The 26,020-nt window shown below is 65.6% G+C and carries 16 protein-coding genes; 5 read left to right on the forward strand and 11 right to left on the reverse strand.

Annotated elements, in window-relative coordinates; all coding sequences use genetic code 11:
- Position 1 precedes the first annotated feature (1 nt).
- The 4 genes from G5C50_RS18100 to G5C50_RS18115 all read right to left on the reverse strand — a co-directional run bounded on the left by G5C50_RS18100 (position 2) and on the right by G5C50_RS18115 (position 3,618).
- Positions 2-952, reverse strand: coding sequence for an ABC transporter ATP-binding protein (locus G5C50_RS18100; protein WP_165071619.1), 951 nt, complete (start codon positions 950-952; stop codon positions 2-4).
- 20 nt (positions 953-972) lie between these two features.
- Positions 973-1,725, reverse strand: a complete 753-nt coding sequence (locus G5C50_RS18105; RefSeq protein ID WP_165071620.1) for a polyprenol monophosphomannose synthase — start codon at positions 1,723-1,725, stop codon at positions 973-975.
- Between the two features lie 187 nt (positions 1,726-1,912).
- A complete protein-coding gene (locus tag G5C50_RS18110; RefSeq protein ID WP_165071621.1) occupies positions 1,913-2,935 on the reverse strand; it encodes an anti-sigma factor family protein in 1,023 nt (340 codons plus the stop codon).
- Between the two features lie 59 nt (positions 2,936-2,994).
- Positions 2,995-3,618 (reverse strand): RNA polymerase sigma factor, encoded by a 624-nt coding sequence (locus G5C50_RS18115; protein ID WP_165071622.1) that lies wholly within the window; start codon positions 3,616-3,618, stop codon positions 2,995-2,997.
- A 575-nt stretch (positions 3,619-4,193) separates the two neighbouring features.
- Between G5C50_RS18115 and G5C50_RS18120 the strand changes: the two genes are divergently transcribed.
- Positions 4,194-9,218 carry an NPCBM/NEW2 domain-containing protein gene (locus G5C50_RS18120; RefSeq protein ID WP_165071623.1) on the forward strand — a complete coding sequence of 1,675 codons (5,025 nt, stop codon included), beginning with the start codon at positions 4,194-4,196 and terminating at the stop codon, positions 9,216-9,218.
- Between the two features lie 70 nt (positions 9,219-9,288).
- Here G5C50_RS18120 and G5C50_RS18125 read toward each other — a convergent pair whose 3' ends face one another.
- Positions 9,289-9,657: a hypothetical protein gene (locus G5C50_RS18125; protein WP_165071624.1), complete on the reverse strand. Its 369-nt coding sequence runs from the start codon at positions 9,655-9,657 to the stop codon at positions 9,289-9,291.
- Positions 9,658-9,848: 191 nt separating this feature from the next.
- Between G5C50_RS18125 and G5C50_RS18130 the strand changes: the two genes are divergently transcribed.
- The 4 genes from G5C50_RS18130 to G5C50_RS18145 all read left to right on the forward strand — a co-directional run bounded on the left by G5C50_RS18130 (position 9,849) and on the right by G5C50_RS18145 (position 17,032).
- Complete coding sequence (locus G5C50_RS18130) at positions 9,849-12,938, forward strand: HEAT repeat domain-containing protein (RefSeq protein WP_165071625.1); 3,090 nt, start codon at positions 9,849-9,851, stop codon at positions 12,936-12,938.
- Positions 12,939-13,107: 169 nt separating this feature from the next.
- Positions 13,108-14,022, forward strand: a complete 915-nt coding sequence (locus G5C50_RS18135) for a DMT family transporter (protein WP_255487505.1) — start codon at positions 13,108-13,110, stop codon at positions 14,020-14,022.
- 40 nt (positions 14,023-14,062) lie between these two features.
- Positions 14,063-14,893 carry a SirB1 family protein gene (locus G5C50_RS18140; RefSeq protein WP_165071627.1) on the forward strand — a complete coding sequence of 277 codons (831 nt, stop codon included), beginning with the start codon at positions 14,063-14,065 and terminating at the stop codon, positions 14,891-14,893.
- A 483-nt stretch (positions 14,894-15,376) separates the two neighbouring features.
- Positions 15,377-17,032 carry a redoxin family protein gene (locus G5C50_RS18145; RefSeq protein WP_165071628.1) on the forward strand — a complete coding sequence of 552 codons (1,656 nt, stop codon included), beginning with the start codon at positions 15,377-15,379 and terminating at the stop codon, positions 17,030-17,032.
- Positions 17,033-17,042: 10 nt separating this feature from the next.
- Here the strand turns inward: G5C50_RS18145 and G5C50_RS18150 are convergent, their stop codons facing one another.
- From G5C50_RS18150 to G5C50_RS18175, 6 genes are all read right to left on the reverse strand, one after another.
- Positions 17,043-18,689 (reverse strand): formate--tetrahydrofolate ligase, encoded by a 1,647-nt coding sequence (locus tag G5C50_RS18150; protein WP_165071629.1) that lies wholly within the window; start codon positions 18,687-18,689, stop codon positions 17,043-17,045.
- Between the two features lie 96 nt (positions 18,690-18,785).
- A complete protein-coding gene (locus G5C50_RS18155) occupies positions 18,786-19,997 on the reverse strand; it encodes a hypothetical protein (RefSeq protein ID WP_165071630.1) in 1,212 nt (403 codons plus the stop codon).
- Entirely contained in the window at positions 19,994-20,773 is a 780-nt protein-coding gene (locus G5C50_RS18160; RefSeq protein ID WP_165071631.1) for an ABC transporter ATP-binding protein, read from the reverse strand. Before G5C50_RS18160 ends, G5C50_RS18155 begins: the two co-directional genes overlap by 4 nt.
- A 68-nt stretch (positions 20,774-20,841) precedes the next feature.
- Positions 20,842-22,872 carry a S9 family peptidase gene (locus G5C50_RS18165; RefSeq protein ID WP_240907157.1) on the reverse strand — a complete coding sequence of 677 codons (2,031 nt, stop codon included), beginning with the start codon at positions 22,870-22,872 and terminating at the stop codon, positions 20,842-20,844.
- A gap of 28 nt (positions 22,873-22,900) precedes the next feature.
- Complete coding sequence (locus tag G5C50_RS18170; RefSeq protein WP_165071632.1) at positions 22,901-24,484, reverse strand: peptide MFS transporter; 1,584 nt, start codon at positions 24,482-24,484, stop codon at positions 22,901-22,903.
- Positions 24,485-24,605: 121 nt separating this feature from the next.
- Positions 24,606-25,931, reverse strand: coding sequence for an esterase/lipase family protein (locus G5C50_RS18175; RefSeq protein ID WP_165071633.1), 1,326 nt, complete (start codon positions 25,929-25,931; stop codon positions 24,606-24,608).
- Positions 25,932-26,020: the final 89 nt, after the last annotated feature.

Consider the following 26,020-nt stretch of genomic DNA (forward strand, 5'->3'; position numbering starts at 1 on the left):
CTCAGCCGGCCTCCCTATCCGAAACCGCGAAACTCGTTCGAGTGACCGCCTCGACGAACCGTTCTTCCAGGGAGCGGCGGCGAGCCTCCAGAGCTCGGAGCGGCCAACCGCTAGCGACGAGCTTCGCGGCGATCATTTCACGAGGGTCGTCGCCTGGCTTCGGAGAGAGGTCCAGGGTGACGATCCCGTCGGAGTCGCTTTCGATCCGGACGGACGCGACGCCGGGAACGGTCGCGAGCGCCTTGCGGATCAGGTCGGCGGGTCCTCGGGCTTCCACCCGCAGAGCGTCTCCGCCCCTTAGCTCGGAAAGTCGTCCGTCCAGGGCGATCCGCCCCCTGGCGATGATGACGACCCGATCGCAGACCGCCTCGACCTCGGACATGATGTGCGTCGAGAGCAGGACGGTATGACGTTCGGCCAACTCGCGAATCAGGGCCCGGACCTCGCGGACCTGGATCGGGTCCATCCCGGCGGTGGGTTCGTCGAGGATCAACACCGGCGGAGAATGCACGATCGCGTCGGCCAGGCCCACTCGTTGGCGGAAGCCTCGGGAAAGCTTGCCGATCGGGCGACGCTCCACCTCGCCGAGCCCGCAGCGGGCGATCGCCGAGGAGACCGCCCGTCGCCGCTCGGATCGAGGCACGTCCTTCAGCTTGGCGCGGAAGGTCAGGAGTTCTCGGACCCGCATCTCGGGGTAGAGCGGGACGTTCTCCGGCAGATAGCCGATGGAACGCCTGACCGCCAGCGGCTCGTCAAGGACGTCATGACCACCGACCGCGGCTCGACCGCTGGTCGGAGCGAGGAAGGTGGTCAGGATCCGCATCGTCGTCGTCTTGCCGGCACCGTTCGGCCCCAGAAGGCCGGCGATTTCCCCGCGTCCCAGGGCGAACGAGACCTGATCTAGCGCCCGGAGGGCGCCGTAGCTCTTCGAAAGCCGCTGAACCTCGATCATCGGCCGCCTCGCCCCTTCGCTCAGACTCGTCCGGCCAGCCGGCCCAACCCCAGGCGGAAGATGATCCAGAGTGCCATGGCGGCTTCCCGCGAGTTGATCTTGGAGATCCCCGCCCGGCGATTCTCAAACAGGATCGGCGTCTCGCCGAACTTGCAGCCGACCTGCTTGCACCAGAAGAGGATCTCCTCCATGAAGGAGTAGCCTCGCGACCGGATCTTCTTCAGATCCATCTGGGCCAGTTTGGAGACGCGGTAGCAACGGTACGAGCCGCTGTTGTCACGCGTCCGCAGGCCGAGGAACGTACGGGCGTACATGTTGATGCCCGTGCTCATGAACTTCCGCTTGAGGTTGAACTCCCCTTCGACGCCCCCACCGGGGATGTATCGGGACCCGATCATCACGTCGTTGTTCGCCATCCCCGCCAGCAGCGAGGGGATGAAGCGAGGGGGGTGGCTGAAGTCGGCGTCCATGTTCAGCAGGAAGTCGAAGTCGTTCTTGATCGCGAATTCGAACGCCCCGAGGATCGCCGTACCCAGGCCGAGCTTCCCCCTGCGGTGGATGACGTGGATGTTCTTGAGCCGCTCCGCGAGGTGGTCGGCGATCTCGCCGGTGCCATCGGGGGAGTTGTCGTCCGTGACGAGGATGGCCGCATCGGGCGCATAGAACCGGATCGAGTCGATCAGCGGCTCGAGGTTTTCGGCTTCGTTGTACGTCGCCAGAGAGACGAGGACGCGAGGCGGTCCTCCCGGCCGGGCTTCAATGTTGTTGCTCACGACGCTTGGATCTCCGAACCCCAAAAGGCCTCCATTCCTTGGCGCCCCTACTGGGCCGAATGCTCAGTATGCCCGATCACGGCCTATCGCGAAAGATCGATGCGCCGTGTTCTCCAAGAGCGACGTCGACGACCGGAATCCAAGCAGCGGTGGAAGTTGCGGCCGGCGGCGTAAATTCTCGGCTGGGTCAACGCTCAGCTCCACGGACAAGCCAGACCAGGACGATCGACGGCCGATCTTCGGACCGGGGCGCGACTTCGGCGGAGGCGGCGGGAGTTGAAGGAGAAGCCCCCTCCGTCCGTCCGCTGCCGCTTTGAGAAATCGCGGAGTGGTCGACGACCGCGGCGCTCTGAAGAGCCATCCGATTCTGCGGGAAGAGCACTTCACCCGCGGGATCGCCCTTGAGGGCGGTCACCTGGCTCATGCTCGCAAGTCTTGTCAGGTTCAGGTGATCGGCCTCAACCTCGTCGATCCGGCCGGTGAAAGCGCCGGACAACCGCCGCCGAAGGGTGGCCAACTCAGAAGGGTCGAGTTCGGCGGCGAAGACGGCCCCGGGTTGACCGGGAGCCTCCTCAGATGCAGGGACGTCGAGCCTGAAGAAGTTGCGATGAGACGAGATCTCCAGAAGCGCGGCGGTTTCGTTGGCGTCGATTGCATCGTCCAGGACCGAGACGAGGAAAACGCGATGCGTCCCCGGCCGGCTCAGAATTTCCAACGCCGCGACCGCTCGATCCTCGACGACGGATTTCGGGGCGGCCGGAGCGGCGAGCGTCGCCGGCGGTCCCACTGGCCCGGGATCGACGGCCGTCTCGGCGGTGACGATCGTCGCCACAGGCTGCGAATCCACGGATGAATGCGTCAGTACGGGAGGCGGATTGACGTGGGTGTGGCGTGAGCGAGACGCCGTCGCCAATCCGAAGGCGATCGCCATCAACCCGGCGGCCGTCGCCGTCACGATCCAGGTCGTGCGAGTCGGCGCTGCGATCAAACGACGCCGGGGAGCGGCGATCCTCCCCAGAACGGCTCGCGAAACGTCGGGGCCCGCGGGGCGGGGCAGGGCCGCGACGATATCGCGGACCACGGCGAGCGACCGAACTTCCTCGGCCAGGGACGCGTCGGCCGACAGGGCGTGCTCGACCGAAGCCCGCGCTTCAGGGGGAAGTTCGTCGTCGAGATAGGCCGACGCCAGAGATTCGAGTTCGTCGCTCATGGTCGCCTTCGGTGTCGCCGGTGTTTTGCGGAAAATCCGCCCACTCTTGGAGTTACGAGTCACGACAAGGCCCGCTCGACGTCGGGAAAGATTGGTGGGGACGCCTCCTCTTCCACGAGGGGGAGAAGGCGCCTTCGGAGTTGATGGCGAGCCCGGTGCAGCCGACTCCTGACCGTTCCCACCGGGATCCCCAGCAGCTCCGCGATCTCCTCGTAACGCCGCCCTTCAAAGTCTTTGAGAATTACCACCGCTCGATGATCGGGATCCAGGGCTCCAAGCGCCGCCTCGACGACCGCTTCACGCTCGGCGCGTTCCAGGGAGTAGGAAGGGACGCTCGCGGGCGACTCGTCGGCTGGTTCGAATGGCGTTTGCTCGGAACGGGCGGCCGGGAAGCGAAGCAGCCTGCGCAGCCGTCGCTTCCGCAGCCGGCTCATCGCCAGGTTCAAGGCGATGCGGTAGATCCAGGTATAGAAAGAACTCCCCCCCTGATACTGGTCGAGCTTTTCATAACCGCGAACGAAAGCGTCCTGAAGCACGTCCTGGGCGTCCTCGGGCGAGCCGAGCAGCCGGACCACCATGGGGTAGAGCCGGTCCTGACAGCGTTCGACCAGCTCGCCATAGGCCTCAGGGCGGCCGGCGCGACAGGCTTGCACCAGACTCATGTCGTCCAGATCTTGAGCCATTTGCATCCTTAGACGCTGCGCCCGCGGTTTTGGTTCCAATCTCGCTCCGGCCGATCAGTTCCCCCTCGTCCTCCAATTATCCGCTCCGTCGCCCGCTTCGGGAATCCCAGGGCGCTCGACGCGCGTCCTCAATCGGGTCGGAGGGACGGGGAGGGGGACCGAAACGATCCATATCCACCCCTTTCGTCGTCTGAGGCGCGCCCTCGCCGAAGTCGGCGGAGCGGGGCGAGGTTGTTTACAACCGCACATCAACCGACATGTAGCATTCATTATGATTTAAGGGTTTCGGAGACTGCGAGAAGTCGTTCATGTAAGCACGGATCGACAAAACGCAGTGCTTTCTTGTTAATCACTCCGGCTTTGCTAGACTGTCCCCGCCAACCTGTCATCAAATGCAACTTCAATTGTGTCTACATGCATGAAGCGGGTCCCGAGTCGACCGCGACGGTCTTTGTGCGCGCTCACTGAGCGGCAGTGACCCTCGACGGCAGAGGGGCTTCACGCGCTTCGAGATCCCCCTCGAAGCTCTCTACGACGAACCGCACCCTGCTCCAGCTCCAAGTGGAGGATATGGAATGAGACGACTGCGAAAGCTCGGCCGCCGGCCGAGCTTCGAGGCGCTGCAGCGCCGTGAACTGTTGAGCGGCGCTGGAGTTAACTTATATACATATTATGAAGGGACTAACGACCCGCTCTTCACGGACGTCCGACGGCTGATGACGTCCTGGACGTCGCCCTCGAACAGCCCCCTCTCGCTGACGTCGACCGGATATCCCCTCGCCACCGCGACCTCGAATGCGAATCTGGCCTACTACCCGGACGGCGTCTACCAGGTCAGTTACAAGGGGACGGCGGTCGTCGACTTCTCGGGCATCGGCGTCCTGGCCGCTCCGATGACGAAGGGCGCCGACGGAGTGACCCGCGGACTCCTGAACGTCGCGTTTGCGAACGCTCCGGGCGCCGAGCGAAAGCTCACGATGACCGTCGAGACGACCAGCACGACGGATCCGATGAGCGATCTGCATATCTGGATGCCCGGCGTGGCGACCGACGGCAGCAAGCTCTATACCGACCAATTTCTGCAAAGTCTGAAGCCGTTCGACTACGTACGCTTCATGGACTGGAACTGGACGAATAATTCGACGGTGACGTCCTGGTCTCAGCGGTCGGTCGTCGACTCGTTCGGAGCCGGCAACATCTCCTTCGAGGCGATGATCGAGCTGTGCAACGAGTCGGGCGACAGCATGTGGGTCACGATCCCTGCGCTGGCGAACGACGACTACGTCAGGAACCTTGCCGCCCTGATCCACCAGAAACTCGACCCAAACCTTAAAGTTTACATCGAGTACAGCAACGAGACCTGGAACGGGTCGTTCACTCAGTACAACCAGACCCTGGCGATGGCCAACTCCGACTACAGGGTCTCCGCAACGAACGACATGGACAAGGTCGCTCAGGAATCCGCCCTGCAGCTGAAACGCATTTCGGACATTTTTCATACGGAGTATGGGAGCTCGTTCACGAGCGTCATCCCGGTCTTCTCCGGATGGACGATTTACCCCGGCTATCTGAGCCAGGGACTCGACACGGTCGCCCGTTGGTACGGCAATCCGACTCAGTACATCAAGTCGACCGCCATCGCTCCCTACGCGACGGCCCTGGGAGGTTCAACCTCCGCGGACGTCCCGAAGCTGATCTCGGACCTCGATACGGCGATCGCCAATAACGCTTCCAGCATTGCGGCCACCGCCGCCGTCGCCGCTTCTTATGGTCTGCCGCTCGACATGTACGAAGGGGGCGTCCACGTTCTGTACGCGACGGCCCCGGCGTTGGAAGCCGTCCTGACCGATCCCCTGATGTACGACGTGATGCGCCGCTACATGGACAGTTGGGCGGCCAACGGCGGCCGAAGTGCGACGTTCTATACGCTGGACGATCCGACCTGGGGGCTGAAGCCTAACACGACCTGGGCCGACAGCCAGCGTTACGACGGAGTGCTGGCCTCAATTCTCCCAGCCGGCGACGCCAACCTCGACGGCGTGGTGAATTTCGCCGACTTCCAGATCGTATCGGCGAACATGGGCCGGGATCAGCTCTGGTGGACGCAGGGCGATTTCAACCATGACGGGAAGGTCGACGCGACCGATCTGGCCGCCCTTCTCGCGAATTTCGACATGAGCTCGCTGACGGCCGACCAGGCCGCGCAGATGGCCGTCGCACTCAAGCCGTCCTCGGTTTCCACGACGACGCCGGTCGCATTCCAGGTCTTCGCCGAGAAGTACGTTGCGTCGCTGATGAGTTCGTCGGCTTCGGGCTCCTCCAATTACGTCGCCAACGGCGTCTACAACGGCGGATTCGGAACGGGGCTCCTGCAACTCGCGGGCGTCTCGTACCCGAACGGCATCGGCGTTTCCAGTAGCTCGACCATCGTCCTGCCGCTGGGTGGAACGTACACGAGCTTCTCGGCCGTGATCGGCGTGGATGATCGTGCGGGCTCGGGGACCGGTCAGGCGACTTTCAAGCTGATCGGCGACGGCAAGGTGCTTTACACCTCGCCGGTGATGAAGGCTGGGACCGCGCTGCCGATCAACGTCGACGTCAAGGGGGTCTCCAGCCTGTCGCTGGTGGTGACGTCCCCCGACGGGTCGAACGTCTCGATTCCGGCCGACTGGGCGCAGGCGCGGTTGGTCGACGCGCGCTCGACGAGCGTCAGCGCTCCGACCTTGACCTGGACGGTCACCAAGAACGGATCGAGCTTCGCTTCGTCTTCCGGGCAGTCGTTCGTCCTCTCGCCCTCCGGCGCGGGCACCTACGTCGTGTCCGTCAAGGCCGTCGACTCGACTGGCGCCAGTTCGACTCGGAGCGTGACGATCACCGTCGGCACGCCAACCCAGCAGGCGACCGCGTCGTACAGCGGATCGGACGTGAGAAGCGGCGTCTGGAAGAACCGCATCGGCATGGAGGCGTCGGCCGTCGCCGGCGACTCGGGAGCCTACGCCTCCAGCTCGACGTACATCTCGGTTTCTGGGGCGACCACCCAGGTTTACGACCGCGCCTCGTCCGATCCGCGCGCCCTCGACAAGCTTCAGAGCGCGCTGACGACCATCTCCCCCTGGAGCGGGTACTCCATCGCGTCCGCCTGGCTCGGCTCCTCGTTCACGATCGACGTCAACCTGGCCGACGGCAAGGCTCACGAGGTCACGCTCTACGCCCTCGACTGGGATTCGTCGGCTCGGGCCGAGAGGATCGACGTGGTCGACGCGGCGACGGGCCAGGTGCTCGACTCTCGGTCGATCTCGTCGTTCAACTCCGGTGTTTATCTCACCTGGACTGTCTCCGGTCACGTTCAGTTCCGAGTCGTCCAGACCGGCGGAGCCAGCGCGGCGATCAGCGGCGTGTTCGTCGACCCGCTCTCCAGCGGTTCCGCGACAACCGGCTACTACACCGGAACGGACACGAAGACGCAGGGAAGTTGGCAGGCCGTCTACGGCGGGCAGGGCTACATCATGGCCAACGCCCCCAGCTCAGTGCCGTCGTACGCCACGGTCAAGCTGTCGGGGCAGGGAACCTACCTCTACAGTTCCTCGACCAGCGACGTCCGCGCGCTCCAGACCCCGGACGGTTCGACCCGCCAGTCCTCGGTCTGGTGGAGCCTGGGGACGTTCACGGTCGACGTGAATCTGACCGACGGCAAGGCTCACGAGATCACGCTCTACCTGGCCGACTACGATCGAAAATCGCGCTCCGAGGTTGTCACGATCATCGACGCCGACACCGGCCTCGTGCTCGACAGGCGGTTTATGTCGTCGTTCGGAGACGGGATCTACCTCTCCGCGAAGGTCAGCGGCCACGTGATTTTCAGCGTGGGCCTGGCTGGAGGCGATAACGCCGTCCTCAGCGGCGTCTTCTTCGATTCGGCCGGCGACTCTTCCAGCGGCGGCGACACCGGCGGCGGCGACACCGGCTCCGGCAGCGGCGTATCGACGAGCGGCGTCTACGACGCGACCGACGCCACGACCCAGGGCGCATGGAAAGGCGCGTACGGCGCCCAGGGCTACGTCGCGGCCGGCTCCTCCAGCTCGCTCCCGGCTTACGCAACCGTCCGGGTGACCGGGGCGCAGACCTACAATTACAGCACCTCCACCAACGACGTTCGCGCCCTCCAGACCTCCGACGGGTCAACCCGTCAGTCCTCGGTCTGGTACGGAAATACGTTCACCGTGGATGTGAATCTGACCGACGGCCTATCCCACAAGGTCTCGCTCTACCTGGCGGACTATAGCCGGGAGTCGCGCACTGAACTGATTACTCTCATTAACGCCGACACCGGCGTCGTGCTCGACACGCGGACGATCGGATCGTTCGGCGACGGCAAGTACCTCACCTGGACCATCAGCGGCCACGTGGCGTTCAAGTTCGCCATGGTCGGCGGCCCCAACGCGGTACTCAGCGGCGTCTTCATCGATTCGGCCGACGCCTCGACCGGCGGCGGTAGCGGCGGCGGCACCGGCTCCGGCGGCGGTGATACGGGCTCCGGCGGCAACACTTCCACGACGGGCGTCTATGTCGCCACCGACTCGACAACCCAGGGCGCCTGGAAAGGCGCTTACGGCAACCAGGGCTATGTCGAGGCTGGTTCGTCCAGTTCGCTCCCCTCCTATGCAACCGTCACGGTTACGGGGGCGCAGAGCTATACCTACAGCACCTCCACCAACGACGTTCGCGCCCTCCAGACCTCCGACGGGTCAACCCGTCAGTCCTCGGTCTGGTGGACTCTGCGATCGTTCACGGTCGACGTGAATCTGACCGACGGCCTGACCCACAAGGTCTCGCTCTACCTGGCGGACTACAGCCGCGAGTCGCGTTCGGAGCTCATTTCGCTCATCGACGCCGACACCGGCGCCGTGCTGGACTCGCGGTTGTTCAGCTCGTTCGGCGACGGTATGTACGCCACCTGGGAGGTGAGCGGCCACGTCACGTTCAAGGTGGATGTGGTCGGCGGCCCCAACGCGGTGCTCAGCGGCGTCTTCATCGATTCGGCCGACGCCTCGACCGGCGGCGGCGGGAGCACCAACAACGGCGGCGGCACCGGTACCGGCGGCAGCACGTCCACGACCGGCGCTTACGTCGCGACTGACTCGAAAACCCAGGGGAGCTGGAAGGGCGTCTATGGCTCCAAGGGCTATATCGAAGCCGGTTCGTCCAGCTCGCTGCCGTCGTACGCGAACCTCTCGATGACGGGGGCTCAGACCTACACCTACAGCTCCTCCACCAATGACGTTCGCGCCCTGCAGACCCCCGACGGATCAACCCGTCAGTCCTCGGTCTGGTGGTCGGGTCGAACCTTCTCGATGGACCTGAACCTGACCGACGGCCAGACGCACCAGGTTTCGCTCTACCTGGCGGACTACGATCAGAAGTCGCGAGTCGAGCAGATCACGCTGATCAATGCCGACACGGGCGCCGTGCTGGACACTCGAACGATCAGTTCGTTCGGCAACGGCGTTTACGTCACCTGGTCGGTCAGCGGCCATGTGACGTTCAAGGTGGATATGATCGGCGGCGACAACGCCGTCGTCAGCGGTCTGTTCATCGACTAAGCACTCACTCCCCCGCGTCGGTCGATTCCGGCGCGGGGGAGCTGCTTTGCAACAATCCAAACCCGGAGAGTCAAGCCGTAACGGCGTCCCACCGGCGCTGAAGCCAGGCGAACGATCGTTCGGCGGCTTCCAGACGTTCGAGATCCTCGTGATAAAGGCCGCCGGCCTCGCGGGGCATCCGATAGGAGGCGTCGACGAACTGATCGCGAGCGCCCTGCATCTGCACGACCAGCTTCTCGTACTCGCCGCGGCGTGCATGGTTGCTCAACAGCGAGAGTTTCCTTTTCACCGCCCCCAACCGCTCGTCGAGCGACTTGAGCCTCCCCGCCAGAGCGGGCATCTCACCGAAATGCGTTCGCGATGGATAGCTCGGGCTCTTGAGCGGATTACGCGCCAGGGCGGCTTGAGAGGTCGAGCGAACGGCGGGGTTGGCAGACACAGTCGAAGCTCCTCGTCGGAAATCACGCCCCGTGGAGTGCGTCGCTCGCGACGCCTCGACGGGGTTTCTTCTTTCGATTGAGGGGAATCGGGAAAGGCGGTAACATCCCGCCGCGACCCGGCGCGACCATTTTGATCGAAGGGGGCGGAGCCCGCCAGATCGTTCGCCGGCGCTCACGGAGGGAGTTCGCGATGCGAAGCCCGATCAGCCTCCTCGTCCTGTTCCTGCTGAGTACCTCCGAGGCCGCATCCATCGGGGCTGAGCTGCAGCCTCCCGCCGTGGCCGAAGGCTGGTCCGTCCAACTGGCCGGCGCCCTCCCCAAGGGCTTCTTTCCGACGGCGATGACGCTGGGACGGAAAGGCGAGCTACTGGTCGGAGGCCGGTCTGGCGAGGTCCTGCGCGTCGTGGACGGTCGGGCGACGACCTTCGCCGATGGCCTGGGTCCGGTCGACGGCCTGGAGCGAGTGGGCGACGCTCTGCTCGTGCTGCACCCGCCGTTCTTGGCCGCGATCCGAGACGACGACGGCGACGGTCGATCCGAGAGTCGCGAGAACCTCGTAACAGGACTCGGCGAACCAGCGGCTCCACAGAGCCCCAAAAATCGCGGCAGCGGTACGATCCGACTCGGGATGGACGGCTTCCTCTATTTTGCGATCGGCGATCCGGGGCTTGCCGAGGCGCGGGGGAGGGGTGGGCGCGTGCTTCGCATGCGGGGCGGCGGAGTGATCCGCGTCCGTCCCAACGGCTCGGACCTGGAGGTCGTTTCGCAAGATGCGGCCGTCCCCACGGGCCTGGTCGTCTCGTCGCTCAACGACCTCTTCTCGTTTTCCTCGGCGACCGACCCCAGGTGGGGGCTGCGTCTGATCCACCACATCCCAGACGGTCGCTACGGCTATCCGCTCAACTACGTCTCGGCCGAGTTTCGCTCACTTCCCGCGACGGCCAGACTCGGGCAAGGCTCGGCTAGCGACGCCGTTTTCCTCGACGAATCGACGGGAGCCTTAGAACTATTGCTCCAATGTGATCCGGAAGGGGGCGCGGTTTACGGACAGCAGGTTCGCAAATCCGGTGGAACCTTCGTGATCGAGAACCGCATCCCCGTCGTCCAACGGGGGACGCTCGTCGACTTCCGCCCCTCGGCCGTCGCGACGTCGGGCGGCACGCTCTGGCTCATCGATTCCGGTCCAGCAGCCCAGGCCGGAGCCAGATTGTTCCGCGTTTCTCGCGGCTCGACCACGACTCCCGCCGCCAGGCCGACCCCGACGACGATGCAGGAACGGATCGCGAGGCTGGATGATCCCTCGCGCCTGATCCGGTGCGAAGCCCAGGACCAACTCACAGCGATGGGCTCCGCGGCTGTCGAGCCGCTCGTCGATCGTCTCTCTCGATCCGAACCCCTTTGCGGCCGCGTTCACGCCCTTTGGGCACTGGATGCGATCGGCACCCCACCGGCAAGAGCGGCGATCCGCGCTCGGTTGGGGGACGACGTCGCAGCCGTCCGGATTCAGTCGGTCCGTAGCGTAGGGATCCGCCGTGAGTCTCTGGCGTCGAAGGACGTCCAAAGGCTCCTCACCGATCGCGACGCAGCGGTTCGTCGTGAGGCGGCGATCGCGCTGGGACGCCTCGGCGACCGAACCTCGTTGCCGACTCTGCTCTCCACACTGGACGACTCCGACCGTTTCGCCGCCTGGTCCATCCGGCGGGCGATCCTCAGCCTGGGTTGCGACGACCGCGAAGCTCTCGTCCAGGCCCTTTTGGATCCGCGTCGTCGCGAGGCCGCTCTCCTGATGGCCGACGAATCGTGGCAGGTCCCGATGGTTGAAGCGCTCGTCGCGGCTCTGGGGAAAACGCCCGACCCGCTCGTCCGTGGGCGCATCCTCTCTTGTCTCGCGACGCAGTATCGTCGCTACCCCGATGGTTCGGCAAAAGAGCAGGGGGGCACGCCGAAGAAGACCGAAGCATGGGACCCGCAGGGGATGGCCGCCGTCCTTCAGGGACTGGAAGCAGGGCTCAAGGACGCCGACGCCTCAGTTAGACGCCAGGCCGTGTTTGGGCTGGAGGGCGTCGGCCAGGCCGCCGGGCCGATGCTGCGGGATGCTCTCGGTCGAGAGGAGGACGTGGACGATCAGGCCGCCCTCGTCGAGGCTCTCGGGGCCCTGAACGACGCGACCTCGACCCGGCTGCTTCTGCCGATCGTCGTCGACCCCAAGCGAGCGGAGTCTGTCCGATCCGCGGCGCTCGATTCGCTGAATCGCCTTCGAGGTCGGGACGTCATCCGGGCGCGGCTGACCCTTCTCTATGAGGAGGGCGCCCCGGAGACCCTGGTGGCGAAGGCCCTCCCGGCTCTGGCTCGCGACGGCTTCTTGCCCCCGAACGATCTGGCCGGGTTTCTCAGACACGCCTCGCCGCTCGTCCGTGCGGCAGCGGTGGTCAGCCTGAATCCCTCGCGACCATTGCCCCCGGACGTGAAGGACGTCGTCCTCGCGCGGCTCGACGATCAGGACCCCGACGTCCGTCGCGCTGCGTTCCTGGCCGCCGGCCCCCTCAAACTCAACGAGGCCGTTCCGCGATTGGTCGAGAAGGCCAGGACCGCCCAGGACGGCGACCACACGGCGGTTCTCGCCGCGCTCTGTTCGCTTCCCGATCCACGAGCCTTACCCCTCTACCTGACGGGCCTCGACGATCCCGACCCGTCGCTGCGACGTGGTTCACTGGGGGCGTTGCTGGCGATTCGCGATCGCGTCGAACCGGAATTGCGCCGGATCATCGCGGAGGAAGGCCGCTCGCCCTCCGTGATCCTGGCCTTACGGCGCGTCATCAACCGGTTCGAGACTGTCAAAGGCTGGAAGGTCCTCGGCCCTTTCGCCGGCCTTCCCAACAACTGGTCGGCGCGTGACGGCTCGATTGATCCCGCGGCGACCTTCACGAATCTCCAGGCTCAGCCGACTCAGTGGAAACCGGCCGTGGAATCGGGCGACGGAATCGTCGATCTCTCCCCCCTTCGATCGACCGACTCCCCGGTCGTGGCGACCGCCCACGCCGCGATCACGACGACCAGCGCATCCCAGGCGGTCATCGTCATCGAGGCCGATGGTCCGATGGAGGTCTCCCTCAACGGGCGGCGCATCAATCCGCCGACGGACGAAGCTCAGGCGCCCAACTACTTCGCCGTCAACCTTTTAGAGGGCGTCAACCACCTGACGGCCGTCAGCCGTCCCGGGCCGTCCTCCTGGCGGTTCGCGGTGTCGATTTCACAGACGGAGCCCGCGGCAAACCGGTGAACATCCGTAATTCATCGTCGCGGAAACGGAGATACTTGCTAGACTGGGTTCGATTAGGAAACGCCGCGACCGACCCGCCTGAAGACCGGAACCGGCGAGCCTCCGTCGGGCCGGTACCATCTGGACATCGATGAAACCTCCCTCGAATAGCCTGCTGCCCGCGGCCTGGATGATTTCGGCCGCCTTCTGTTTCGCCACGATGGGTGCGATGGCCCACGCTGTCGGGCCTCACTGCGACTGGCTGCTGGTCGCCTTCATCCGCATCTTCTGCACGTTCGTCTTTTCCGTGATGCTGGCCGTCGCGGGAGGGGCGAAGTTAGTCCTCTGGAAACCTCGGACGCTCTGGTGGCGGAGCATCTCAGGGACGATCAGCGTCGCCTGCACGTTCTATGCACTCACGCATCTCCCCGTCGCCGACGTCCTGACGCTGACCAACACCTACCCGCTCTGGATCGTGCTGACGGGTTTTCTCCACGGTCGTCGCGGCGGCATGGCGACCGACCTGGCCTGCGTGCTCTGCGGAGTGCTGGGAGTCGTCTTGATCCAGCAACCGCACGGGGCGGGGAAGGGGGATATGGGAGCGGTCGGCATCGCCCTGCTGGCGTCGGTCACGACGGCGATCGCGATGCTCGGGCTTCACCGGCTCAAGGATGTCGACGCCCGAGCGGTCGTCGCCCACTTCTCGGGCCTGGCCAGCGTCTCCCTGGCGCTCTGGCTGTTGTTCGTCCATCCGATGACCGCCGAGGGATACTCGGTGGGCCTCGTCCCCGGGCTACTCTTGCTCGGCGTGGGAGTGTTCGGGACCTTCGGCCAGGTGCTGCTGACCAAGGCTTATGCGTCCGGACCGCCCGCGAAGATCGCCGTGCTGAGTTTAACTCAGGTGGTCTTCGGCCTGGGGTACGACGTCTTGCTCCAGGGGCGGCAGTTGACGTTGCCGAGTCTGCTGGGATTCGTCATGGTGCTGGGGCCGACCGCCTGGGTGACGTCCCGCGCCGCGAGGCGAGCCCGCAGTGCTCCCGAAGCGCCTCGGCCGAAGCCGGCGGTGGCCGAAATCGTGGCGCCCAAACAGCGCGCGGTGGGTTGAGTCGGAATCGAATCGGCTGAGAACGGCAGGGGAATGGGCCATGCGATCACCGGAATCAACGAGCCCCGAGTTCGATCGGGTGCTGACCGGAGCGACGGAGCCAGACCTGGCCCGTGTCGCCCTGGAGATCGCGCGAGACTTTCAACCCGACCTCGACGTCGAAGCCAGTCTGGCTCGCATCGAGGCCCTGGCCGCGCGTATCCGCGTCCGTTGCCGTGAGGGCGTGCCCCCGCGCCGGGTGCTCGGCCAGATCAACTGGGTGCTGTACGTGGAGGAAGGGTTTCTCGGCAACACCGACGACTACTTCGACCCTCGAAACAGCTTTCTGAACGAGGTCGTCGATCGCAAGACCGGGATTCCGATCACCCTCTGCATTCTCTACCGGGCGATCGCCGGTTTGTTGGGGGTCTCCCTCTCGCCCGTGAACTCCCCCGCCCATTTCCTGTTGCGGCTCGACGACGGCGAGACGACGTTCATCGACCCGTTCCATTCCGGCGACCTGCTGGAGCGAGAAGCCTGTGAAAACCGGCTCGCCCAGTTGATCGGCCGACCGTTGTCGCAGCCGGAGTCGCGTCTCGCGGCCTGCTCGCCGGCGACGGTGGTGACGAGGATGCTCCGGAACCTCAAGGCGGTCTTCGTCGGCCAGGAGGATTTCGCCTCGGCCTACATCGTTCAGAGGCGGCTGGCCCGAGTGGCCGACGACCCGCTGGAGCGGCGCGACCTGGGGATGCTCTGCCTTCAACTCGACCGCCCCGGCGAGGCCATCGACCCGCTGGCCGCCTACCTCAAGTCCCGTCCCAAGGCCGACGACGCCGAGACCGTCACCGCCCTTCTTTCCCGCGCTCGAGCGGTCGTCGCTCAGTGGAACTAGAGCGGCGACCGCTTGAATTGCACACGGCGGAGGAGAAAGGGGACCGGCTCCCGGCGCGAGCGCCTCGGCCCTTGGGATCGAACGGCGGCCGGGTGCCAGTCCCCTTTCTCCGGGCATCCCCGAGGCCGCTTCGGAGCCAAGGGGGACAGGCACCTCCGCTGCGCTGCGGAGCCAGTCCCCGTTGACTCCTCCGCTCCTGGTGCAACCCGATCGTTCGTCGCCTAGGATCGATCAGTCCTGGTCCGCGGCGTCTTTGCCCTCGACGAAAACCCGAGAAAACCTAAAGTCTCGGGTCGCGGACGGCCGAATCCAAGGGATGAAACCAACGGCGGCCGCCGGACGGCGAGCGCGCCGGGATTTGCACCCATTGAGTGACGGCGACGGGGCGCAACGGCCTCCCGAACGATCCAGGATGATCGCCCCGGGCGTGCGACGGCCGCCCGAGTCGCCACGCCGATCCGCCCAGGAGGAGGGCCTTTAACCATGCGCTTCCGCCCCGGAACCCTCGGCCTGCTCGTCGTGGGTGCGGGCCTCGCCGGCTGCACGCAAACCGGCGGCCTGCGCGCCGTAACCCCCTCCGACGTGAAGACCACCGCCAGCGTGGGAGACAAGCCGCTGCCGTCCGTCGCCGGACTGCCGGACGATGAACGCCGCTCCGCCGGTGGTCTCCCCGAGTCGTCGCAATCCTCCGGCGCTCGGATCTCTGGCCGCGTGTACGACGACCAGGGCGAACCCGTCCGCAACGCCGTCGTGCGGTTGGCCATGACCGGCGCGGCCGGTGGACGCGCCGTTCATGCGACGACCGATCGATCCGGCGGCTTCACCCTCCGGGGCGTTCGACCTGGCTCGAACTACACGGTCATCGCCGAATATCAGGGCGAGCAGGGGATCATGACCGGCCGCGCCGACGCCGAAGCGCCGGACACCAGCGTCCGGATCAGCCTCCACCCACGCGACGCCGCGGTCGGCTCGGAAACGAAGGACGCGGTCGCCGCGTCCGATCGTTCGCGGGTCAAGGCCGTCGCCAGGGCCGAGGAGCCGGATGAAACGAATCCCGACGACCTCCTCGAACCCGAAGCGCCGCGGAGAAGTTCCACTCGTCCGGCGCCCGTGAAGCCGCGACTCGAGGTGACCGAGGACGCGGACGAGGAGGTGGAGGAAGCGGGCCCCGGATGGTCCCAGCGCGGAACGGCTCCCAAGACTCGCGCTTCGGCTCGCCCCGTCGAGGAAGAACCCGTCGAGTACGAGGAGGAGGGAGAAAACCCCCTCCCGCCGGCCCGAGAGATCAGCAGGGTCTCGGCCCGCATGGAAGATCCCTTCCCCGCCGAAGAGGACGAGCCCGGCGCCCTGCCGGACGGACTGGTGAATCAGTCCAACCACGAACGACCCGATGATCCGAAGCCGGGCCGAAAAGGTCCTCGCGCAGCAGCTCCGCCGGTCGAACGGGCCCGGCCGACGTGGGCGGACGTGATCTCTGAGAGCGGCCGCGTCCCGGTCGACGCGAATCTCGCCCAGACGTCCACAGCCGTCGCGACGACGGCCACCGTCGCCGCCAAAACCGTCGCCGTAAAGCCCACGCCGGACCCGAAGGCCAAGGCCGCCGCTCCGAGTCGGTCGACGCCTTACTGCGATTACGACGCCGACGAGCAGAAGATGATCGACTTCGCCAAGTTCGACGTCGACGGCAAGCTCGTCTCCATCCGCGACTTCGACGCGGATCTGATCCTGCTCGACTTCTGGGGATCGTGGTGCGGGCCCTGTCGAACTTCGATCCCCCACCTGAAGGAAATCCAAAGCCGCCTGGGGGGCAAGAAGCTCCAGGTGGTAAGCGTCGCCTTTGAGCAGATCAAACCCGAGAAGCGAGCTGCAAGGCTCAAGGAACTTCGCCAGGAGTTGGGTATCAACTACCCAATTCTCGTCGCGGGATTCCAGGACGACGACGTCGTCCGGAACACGCTTCAGGTCTGGTTCTTCCCGACGATGATCCTGATCGACCGCGAGGGTCGGATCGTGCATCGCGAGCAGGGAGCCACGGCGGTGACCCTCGCCAAGATGGATCGGGCGATCACCGAATACATGGAGCGCGGCTCGAAACCTCAGTACGCCCAGCGCGAGCCCAAGGGAAGGGCGTCGCGCTAGGCCTTCGGCCTCAGGAGAGGCCGATGATCTCGCCGTTCTCGTCCACGTCGATCCGTTCACCGGCGGGACGGATCGGCAGTCCGGGCATCCGCATGATCTCGCCGGTCAGCGCCACGAGGAAGCCGGCGCCGGCCGCGATCTCGACGTCGCGCACCTGGAGAGTGAAGCCCTGCGGACGGCCGCGCAGCTTGGGATCGTCGGAGAGCGAATCCTGGGTCTTGGCCATGCAGATGGGAAGCTGGCCATAGCCGTGCTGCTCGGCCTTTCGGAACTTCTGCTCGGCCGTTTGCTGGATGTTCACACCCGCCGCGCCGTACATCACTCGAGCGATCTGCTCGATCTTGCGCTCGGGCGACCAGTCCAGGTCGTAGAGCGGCTTGTAGGGAGTCTCTGGCTTCGAGGCCGCGGCGACGACCTTCTCGGCCAGGTCGACAGCGCCCTCACCGCCGGCTCCGAAGACGTTCGCGGCGGAGCAGGGGATCCCGCGCCCCTTGCAGAAGGCCTCGACCACGCCGATCTCCTCGGCTGTGTCGGTCCCGAAGCGATTGATCGCCACGACGATCGGCTTGCCGAAATGCTCGGCCGCGTCGAGGTGCGCCGCGAGATTGCAGAGCCCGCGTTCGACGGCTGCGGCATCGGGCTTCGTGATCTCGGGAAGCGGAACCCCGCCGTGCATCTTGAGAGCGCGGATGGTCGCCACCAGCACGATAACCGCCGGATTCAAACCGGCCGAGCGGCACTTCAGGTCGAGGAACTTCTCGCCCCCGAGGTCGAAGGCGAAACCGGCCTCGGTGACCGCGTAGTCGGCCGTCGCCAGGGCCATGCGAGTGGCGAGGACCGAGTTGCAGCCGTGGGCGATGTTCGCGAACGGGCCGCCGTGGATGAAGGCCGGCGCAGATTCGGTCGTCTGCACCAGGTTCGGCTGGATCGCTTCCTTCAGGATCCCCGTCATTGCGCCGGTCACGCCCAGCGACTTGGCCAGCACGGGAGATCCGTCCTTGGCGTAGCCTACGAGGATCCGGTCGATCCGCGAGCGCAGGTCGGCGAGCGAATCCGACAGGCAGAGGATCGCCATGACTTCGCTGGCCGCGGTGATGTCGAAACCGCTCTCGCGCGGGACGCCCTGCGAGCGTCCTCCGAGGCCGATGACGATTTTCCGCAGGGAGCGGTCGTTCATGTCGAGCGCCCGCTTCCAGAGGACGCGGGTGGGGTCGAGGTCGAAATCGCGGAAGTAGAGGCGATTGTCGATGGCCGCGGCCAGCAGGTTGTGCGCGGCGGTGATCGCGTGGAAGTCGCCGGTGAACTGGAGGTTGATCTTGTTCGAAGGCTCGACCTTGCTCAGGCCGCCGCCCGTCGCGCCCCCTTTACGGCCGAACACAGGACCCATCGACGGTTGCCGAAGTGCGATCGCGACGCGTTCGCCGATGCGCCGCATCCCCTGCGCAAGGCCGATGGAGGTGGTCGTCTTCCCCTCGCCGGCGGGCGTCGGCGTGATCGCCGAGACGAGGATCAGCTTGCCCGGCTTGCGGCCCGACTTGAGCACATCGAGATGGACCTTGGCCTTGTCGCGGCCGTAGGGCTCCAGGTGATCGTCGGAGATGTCCAGGTCGCGGGCGACTTCGCTGATCGGGCGCAGGGCGCTCGGAGATGCGGGCATCGGGTCTCGTCCTTCGGGGAGCTGTATCGGGGGAGCCTCAAAAATCTTGACAGAACAGGGCCTCTGCCGGCAAGCCGCGAGGAGGTGGAATCGTCGTCAGTCCTCGACGCCCGGCCTCGGCGGGCCGGGAATCATCCGATGCCGCCCCACGAGCCGCCAGCGTCGCAGCCCGGGAGGAGTCGCCAGGGCGACGAAGAGCATCGAACTCAACGCGACCGGCCCGGCGATCCTCCAGGGCACGCCCTGCCTGACGCAGACCGCGTAAACAACCCCCGGAACGGCCAGGATCAAGAACGGACCGACGAACACGACGTCGTACCCCGGCACGATCCATCGGCCTGTGAAAAGGCGTCCCACAAGGCTGAGCGGAGGAGCATATCCATTCGTGTACAGAGAGAGCCGGATCGCGAGAGCGGGGAGCAGGATGAATCCCATCGCCGAGAGAAGAAAGACCGCGTATCGGTTGTCATTGGTGAGAAGCGGGCCCACGCACGAGATCCACCATCCGACGAGCAGGGACCAGAGCAGATAGTCGAGATTCCCACCGACGAGCTTGTGCCAGGGCATCTGCTCCATGGGCGTGGCGAGCCCGGCGGCGCGCAAGGGCGGCTCCGGTGCAGGTCGCGGCGAGTGCGGCGCCCGGTCGGGCTCGCGGAGCAGCCGGTCATAGGGCCACCCGCAAGAGGCTCGGTCGGGATCGAACGTCCCTCGCTGCGACGCGGCCCCCGGCTCGCCCTCAGCCGTCCACGGAAAGGAACGCAGCGAGATGCGCAGGCCGTCGTAGACGATCAGGTAAACGATTACACCCGTCGCCGCACAGGCCCAGGGATGAGGCCAGAGCCGGACCATCAGGCCCAGCCCGAAGAGCGCCATGAAGGCTGGAACGTGGTCGGCCGCTCGGTAGATCGAGAGGGTCAGAAACAGGCCGTGAAAGAACAGGAACACCGCGAGAAGCCGTACCGACTCATGCTCAGGGAGCAGACCGTCCGAAAGGATCAGCGCGCCGAGCACGACGGCGTCGGGCCAGTCCAGCTCGATCGGTCCCAGGGGGAGAGGTTTGTCGACGGTCCAGGGCGTCGTCGCCAGCCAGGCGCGGTAGCCCGGCCGAAAGTAGGGATGAAAGTTGCACGCCCGGAAGACCCCGAACAAGGCGGCGGCAGAGTACAGGGCCCCAAGGCTTATCCGGTGGACGCGCGGGTCGACGACGGCCAACCCCAGAATGCGGATCAGGGTCTCCGAGATCGCGAAGGCCAGCAGCAGGGTGCCGAAGATCGACCACGGGACGCTCAACCGAAGTCGGCCGATCATCGCGGGAAGTCCTGGAAATACTCCGCGAGCTTCCGCGTCGTCTCCGGGAAGATCAGTCGCTCCAGAACGTCGCCCAGCGAGCCGCGGCACGAGGTCAGCCGCTGCAGGTCGTCGAGCGAGCCCTGCGCCAGGATCCGGCCTTCCTGGATGATGACGATGCGGGTGGCGATCTCCTCGACCAGTTCCGGCACAGGACTGGTCATCACGATCGTCAGGTTCTTCCGCCGAGCGTGGTGCTGAAAGAGCTTCTTGAGAGTCAGCAGACCCGCCGGATCGAGGCCCCCGGAGAAGGGCTCGTCGAGCAGCAGGATGGGGGCCTCGGTGATGAGGGCCGAGCAGAGGCTGACTTTTTTCTTCTGCCCGGTCGAATACCCGGAGATCGGGCTTTCCCCCTTCTCCTTGAGGTCGAACAGGTCAAGGAGCTGGTCTGCGTGCTCCATGACGCGCTCCGGAGCCACGTCGTAAAGTCGGCCGACGGCCAGCAGGTATTCGCGTCCGGTCAGTTGCTCGGGCATCCAAAGGCTGTCGGGGAGATAGACGCATCGGCGTCGGATCGCCATCTCCTCCTCGGGATCTCCTTTCCGGAGCATCCCGTCGATATAGACCTCTCCCCGCTGCGGCGACAGGACTCCGGCCATCACGCCCAGCAGGGTCGACTTTCCCATGCCGTTCGGGCCGAGGATCACCGCCAGCTCCCCACGCTCGATTCGAAGGCTGACCGACCGGATGACGGGTCGAACGCCGTAGTGCTGCGTGACGTCGCGCAGTTCGATCACGCGAGGCTCCGGTCGAGGCGAGGGCGAGAAGAGCAGGGGAGCGGCAGCCTCGCCGCTCCCCACGCAGATCACTTCTTCAGATACTTCGCGAGCCAGTCGTGGACCTCACGCCACCAGACGATCCGGTTCGCGGGCTTGGCGATCCAGTGGCCCTCATCCGGGAACCAGACGTAGCGGCTCGGCACGCCCACGCGCTGGAGGCACGTGAACATGCCCAGTCCCTGGGCGTCCGGGACGCGGAAGTCGAGCGCGCCGTGAATCACGAGCGTCGGCGTTTTGAACTTGTCGGCGAAGAGGCTGGGCGAGCGATCCAGGTAGTGCTGGAGCTTCTGCCAGGGCGGGCCGCCGTACTCCCAGTCGGGGAACCAGAGTTCCTCGGTCGAGCCGTACATGCTGACGAGGTCGAAGACCCCCGCGTGGCTGATGAGGGCCTTGAAGCGGTCGGTGTGGCCGCAGATCCAGTTGACCATGAACCCGCCGTAAGAGCCGCCGGCCGCCGCGACCTTGTCCTTGTCGAGGAACGAGTAAGTCGTCAGCGCGAAGTCGAGGCCCTTCATCAGGTCGTCGTATACCTTGCCCGTCCAGTCGAGGCTGATCTGGTCGGTGAACTTCTGGCCGAAGCCCGTCGAGCCGCGGGGGTTGATCGCCACCAGGGCGTACCCCGGCGCGGCGAACAGCGGGTAGTTCCAGCGGTTGTGCCACTCGTCGTGCCAGGCGCCCTGAGGCCCGCCGTGGATCAGAAAAAGGACCGGGTACTTCTTGTTCGGGTCGAATCCGGGGGGCTTCATCAGCCAGCCCTGGACCTCGTCGCCGTCCGACCCCTTGAAGGTGAACGACTCCATCGGCGAGAGTTCGAGCTGCGAGAGCAGGGGGGCGTTGTGCGAGGTGAGAGCCTTCGCATCCTCGCCGGACTTCTTGAAGTAGACCTCGGCGGGCTTGTCGGCCGAGTGGTGGACGTAGGCGATCGACCCGCCGTTCGGCCCGACGGACGCCCCGGCGTTCACGCCGCCTTGCGCGAGCCTTTCGACCTTGGTTCGGGCGTCTGCGACGGGGAGGACCACGATGGGGACCGTGCCGTGATCGTCGATCGACGCGACGAGATCGTCGTTCGTCCTCCAGGCGAAGCCCTGGACGGGGCGATCGAGAAACGAGCTGACGTCCTTCGTCTCGCCCGTCGCCATGTCCCGCACGCGCAGGACCCAGAGGTCGGACTCGAACCCCGGCCGAGCCTGACTGATGTACGCCAGCCGCTTGCCGTCGGGCGAGAAGAGCGGCGAGGCGTCGGCCGCGGGATTGCCGACGGTCAGGTTTTTGGGCTCGCCGCCGGCGGCCGGGACGAGCCAGATGTCGCTGTTGGTCGACCAGGCTGGGTTCTTGAGCGGTTCGGCGGTGAAGGCCAGCGACTGACCGTCGGCCGACCAGGCGTAGTCGTTGGAGCCGCCGAACGGGGCGGGGGGGACGTTGGCGTCGAAGGCGGGGGTCAGGTCCTTCGCCTCGCCGGTCTTGACGTCGGCGACGAACAGGTGGCTCCGTTTGCCTTCGTCCCAGTCTTTCCAGTGTCGCACCATCAGGCTGTCATAAGTGCGAACCTTGCTCTTGGACTCCTCTTTCTCCTTGTCCTTCGCGGCCGTCTCCTCCGGCGACTTCCCAGGGTAGACGGCGGCCGCGATGGCAATCTTGTCTCCCTTGGGGGACCAGATCGGGCCGTCGACGTCGATGGGGAGCTTGGTGAGCTGGCGAGCCTCGCCGCCATCCATCGGCAGCAGCCAAATTTGCGCAGCTCCGCTACGACTCGACACGAAGGCGATGGACTTCCCGTCCGGGCTCCATCGCGGGTGGTTGTTGGCGCCGGGCGAGGTCGTCAGCTTCTTCGGCTCGCCGCCGGCCGTTGGGACGAGCCAGAGACTGCTGTTCGACTTGCCCGAGTCCTTGTCGATTTCGGAGACGACGTAGACGATCGACGCGCCGTCCGGCGAAACCTGCGGGTCGCCGACCGATTTCACGGCCAGCAGATCGTCGATCGTCATCGGCCGTCCGGCCGCCTCAGCCGTTCCCGCGAGCGTCATGACCGCGACGGCCCCCATGATCCAGCGATTCACGTTGCGATTCCTCCCGTCCACGACTTGTTCAAACCCGCCCGTGCGACATCTTCACCAGCACCGGCGTCAACGCCAGCAGGAGCAGGCCGGGGACCAGAGCCATCACGCCCAGGAACAGCCAGAGGTTGAAGTTGTACGGCTCAACCAACTCCTCCATGATGCCGGCCAGAAAATTGGCCGCCGCCGTGCAGAGGAACCAGAAGGCCATCATCAGGGAGGCGATCCGCGGGTGCGACAGCTTGTTCACCAGCGAGAGCCCGATCGGAGAGATGAACAACTCGGCGACCGTGAAGATCAGGTAGACCCCAACCAGCCAGAACGGTGAGACCGAGCCGGCTTCAGAGTTCTTCTGAGCGAAGTACATCACACAAAAGCCGAGACTCAGCAGCACCAGCCCGAGCCCCTGCTTGGCGACCGAAGGAAGCGGGAATTTTCGCTCAGCCAGCCGGGTCCAGAGGACCGCGAACACCGGCGCGAGCGCGATGATGAACACCGGATTGATCGACTGGAACAACGACGCCGGGATCTCATAGCCGAAAACATGCCGATCCGTCTTCTCATCGGCGAACAGGTTGAGCGTGCCGCCGGACTGTTCGAAGCCCATCCAGAAGAGGATCGAGAACAGGCTGATGACCACGATCACGCCGATCCGCTGCCAGTCGACGGCCGTGAACGGCTCGTGCAGTTGAACCATCTCGGCCTCGGCCTTGGGCTCAGTGGCCCAGATGAAGGCGACGAGGGCGGCGACCAGCAGTCCCCCCTTGTACAGAAAGCTGAGCGCGTGCGAGCCTTCGATAAACCCCGGCGACCAGAGGAAACGAATCGACGGCCAGGCTGTGATCGCTCCGTAAACGAGTGCGGCCACGATGCCGGAGATCACGCCGATCTCCACCCAATCGCGGGATTGGAGCGTCGAGCCGGGGACGGGCTCGCGGCCGGGGGGCAAACCCGCACCCTGGAGCAGCCGCTGCGTGAAAACGAACGTCAAGAGGCCCAGGATCATGCCGATCCCCGCGCTCATGAAGCCGTTCCCCCAGCCTGTTCGCTCGCCGAGCGTGCCGGCTACCAGCGGAGCGAGGAAGGCGCCCAGATTGATGCCCATGTAGAAGAGCGTGTACGCGCCGTCGCGGCGAGCGTCCCCCTGGGGATAGAGCGACCCGACCATGACCGAGATGTTCGGCTTGAAGAAGCCGTTCCCCACGATCATCAGCCCCAATCCCAGATGCAGCAGCGACGGCTGCGAAAGGGCGAACTGGCCCAGGGCCATCAGGATGCCGCCGATGAAGACCGCCTTGCGTTGGCCGAGATAGAGGTCCGCCAATCGGCCGCCGATCAACGGGGTGAGATAGACCAGCCCCGTGTAGACGGCGTAGAGGGCCAGGGCGTCTCCCCGGTTGTAGCCCATGGCCTTGGTCAGATACAGGACCAGCAGCGCCCGCATGCCGTAATAGCTGAACCGTTCCCACATCTCGGTGGTGAACAGGGCGTAAAGGCCCGGGGGGTGAGACTCAGGCGTCGGGGCGGCTGTGAACGCGACGGCTCCCGGCGGGAGCGACTCGCCCTGTGCAGCGGAGGTGGAAGTGGCGACCTCGGGGTCCCCGAATTGAGACATGGGCTGATCCTCGGCGCGGAGGTGATACGGAAGGCCGGGCGCGACGCGGCCGCTTCTCTCCCTGGGCCTGACCAGATTAATCAAAGCCGGGGCGGAACCCAAGACGGTCGCCAGGTTCCGCTTAGTCTCGTGGGGCGGGCCGTTCGGGGTTGGCGGCCGGACGGGCGGCGTGATCCTCTTTCAGCCAGCTAAGGATCCAGGGCATCGTGACGACAGGCCCCGGGTCGGAGAAGAGGATCGGGGCGCGAATCAACTCGGCATGGTTGGCGGCCACCAGGACCGGATCGGGGGCACCTTTGAGCCGGGTCGCTTCCACGGTTACGGCGCCGTCCCCTGTGCCGTCGGTCAATTCGTCCAGAATCGGCAGGACCTCCGTGCTCGCGAGTTGCGTGAGGAAACCGAAGGGCCCAGAGTTTCGACCCATGAGGTCGAGTTGATCCTCGATCTGTTTCCGTCCATCGATCGTCAGCAAGCCGATGTTCCCCGCGATGATGTGGTAGGGGACGGCCTCATTGCGGGGACGACGATTGAGGCGGGTCAGGAACGGACTCCCCGGCAGCATGTCGTCGGCCGCACCTTCGGATCCATCGGCCAACTGAGAAAGCGCGCGAGTGGTCTTCCGGCCGCGGACCGCCGTGAACCGACCGATCATCTGGAGGACCGGCTGGAGCCTGGCGATGTGCGCTCCGCCGTTCACCGGGGCGATCAGGATCAGCGAGTCGACGTCGCCCGCCTCCTTCCCTGGCCCTTCAATATAAGCGCGCGCGACCAGGCACCCCATCGAATGGCCGAGCAACGACCACGACCGTCGCTCGCCGACCCGTTCCCGGAAGGCGACCCAGTCGGACCGGAATTGCTCGCAGGAGTCGTCGAGACGCTGGTTGAACGGATAGTCGAACGTGACGACCCCGTAGCCGGCCTCTTCCAGCAGCGGGATCATGAATGCGAATCCGCCCGACGACGAGTTCAACCCGTGGACCAGGCAGACCGTCGGCCGGGACGGATCATTGGGACGATACGACGGCCGAGCCTGAAGAACGTGTCTCGCCCGACTGGAAGCGGCTTCCTCGGTCTTCGCCGAAAGCTCCTCCAATCGACCGCGCCATGATACGGCGGACGCTCCGCGACCGAGCCCGTCGGGGACCTGGAAAACGACGGTGCCTTCCTCAAACTCGACTTCGACGTCCTTGCCCAGACTGTCCGAGAGCAACGATCGCCCCAGCGAGCCCGACAGCCCGCGCACGGGGAGCGTCAGGTCGGCGTCCGGCGGCTTGATTTGCACGCCCGTCGCATCGGCGAGGGACGCGACGATCCTGGAGACGGCCACTCGTCCCTGAGCGTCGATCGGCACTTCGACGCGGCGGTCGGCTGCGCCCATCATGGCGAGCAGAATCCAGGCCCAGGGAAGGACCCAGACGGCGGCGATTCGTGGTTCACTGCGTTTCATGTTCCAAGGAGTCCTCAGGGAGCGGCCGTCGACGACGACTTCCTCATTCTCCAGCATGACGGTCCGCATCAGCCTGCACAAGTCGACAC

This window comes from Paludisphaera rhizosphaerae (assembly GCF_011065895.1).
Lineage (GTDB): Bacteria > Planctomycetota > Planctomycetia > Isosphaerales > Isosphaeraceae > Paludisphaera > Paludisphaera rhizosphaerae.

Bases quoted from the DNA above. Each gene is read 5' to 3' on its own strand.
- G5C50_RS18175 (WP_165071633.1), bottom strand. From the start codon at position 25,931: ATGAAACGCAGTGAACCACGAATCGCCGCCGTCTGGGTCCTTCCCTGG.
- G5C50_RS18110 (WP_165071621.1), bottom strand. From the start codon at position 2,935: ATGAGCGACGAACTCGAATCTCTGGCGTCGGCCTATCTCGACGACGAA.
- G5C50_RS18100 (WP_165071619.1), bottom strand. From the start codon at position 952: ATGATCGAGGTTCAGCGGCTTTCGAAGAGCTACGGCGCCCTCCGGGCG.
- G5C50_RS18130 (WP_165071625.1), top strand. From the start codon at position 9,849: ATGCGAAGCCCGATCAGCCTCCTCGTCCTGTTCCTGCTGAGTACCTCC.
- G5C50_RS18150 (WP_165071629.1), bottom strand. From the start codon at position 18,689: ATGCCCGCATCTCCGAGCGCCCTGCGCCCGATCAGCGAAGTCGCCCGC.
- G5C50_RS18140 (WP_165071627.1), top strand. From the start codon at position 14,063: ATGCGATCACCGGAATCAACGAGCCCCGAGTTCGATCGGGTGCTGACC.
- G5C50_RS18170 (WP_165071632.1), bottom strand. From the start codon at position 24,484: ATGTCTCAATTCGGGGACCCCGAGGTCGCCACTTCCACCTCCGCTGCA.
- G5C50_RS18120 (WP_165071623.1), top strand. From the start codon at position 4,194: ATGAGACGACTGCGAAAGCTCGGCCGCCGGCCGAGCTTCGAGGCGCTG.
- G5C50_RS18155 (WP_165071630.1), bottom strand. From the start codon at position 19,997: ATGATCGGCCGACTTCGGTTGAGCGTCCCGTGGTCGATCTTCGGCACC.
- G5C50_RS18135 (WP_255487505.1), top strand. From the start codon at position 13,108: ATGATTTCGGCCGCCTTCTGTTTCGCCACGATGGGTGCGATGGCCCAC.
- G5C50_RS18145 (WP_165071628.1), top strand. From the start codon at position 15,377: ATGCGCTTCCGCCCCGGAACCCTCGGCCTGCTCGTCGTGGGTGCGGGC.
- G5C50_RS18115 (WP_165071622.1), bottom strand. From the start codon at position 3,618: ATGGCTCAAGATCTGGACGACATGAGTCTGGTGCAAGCCTGTCGCGCC.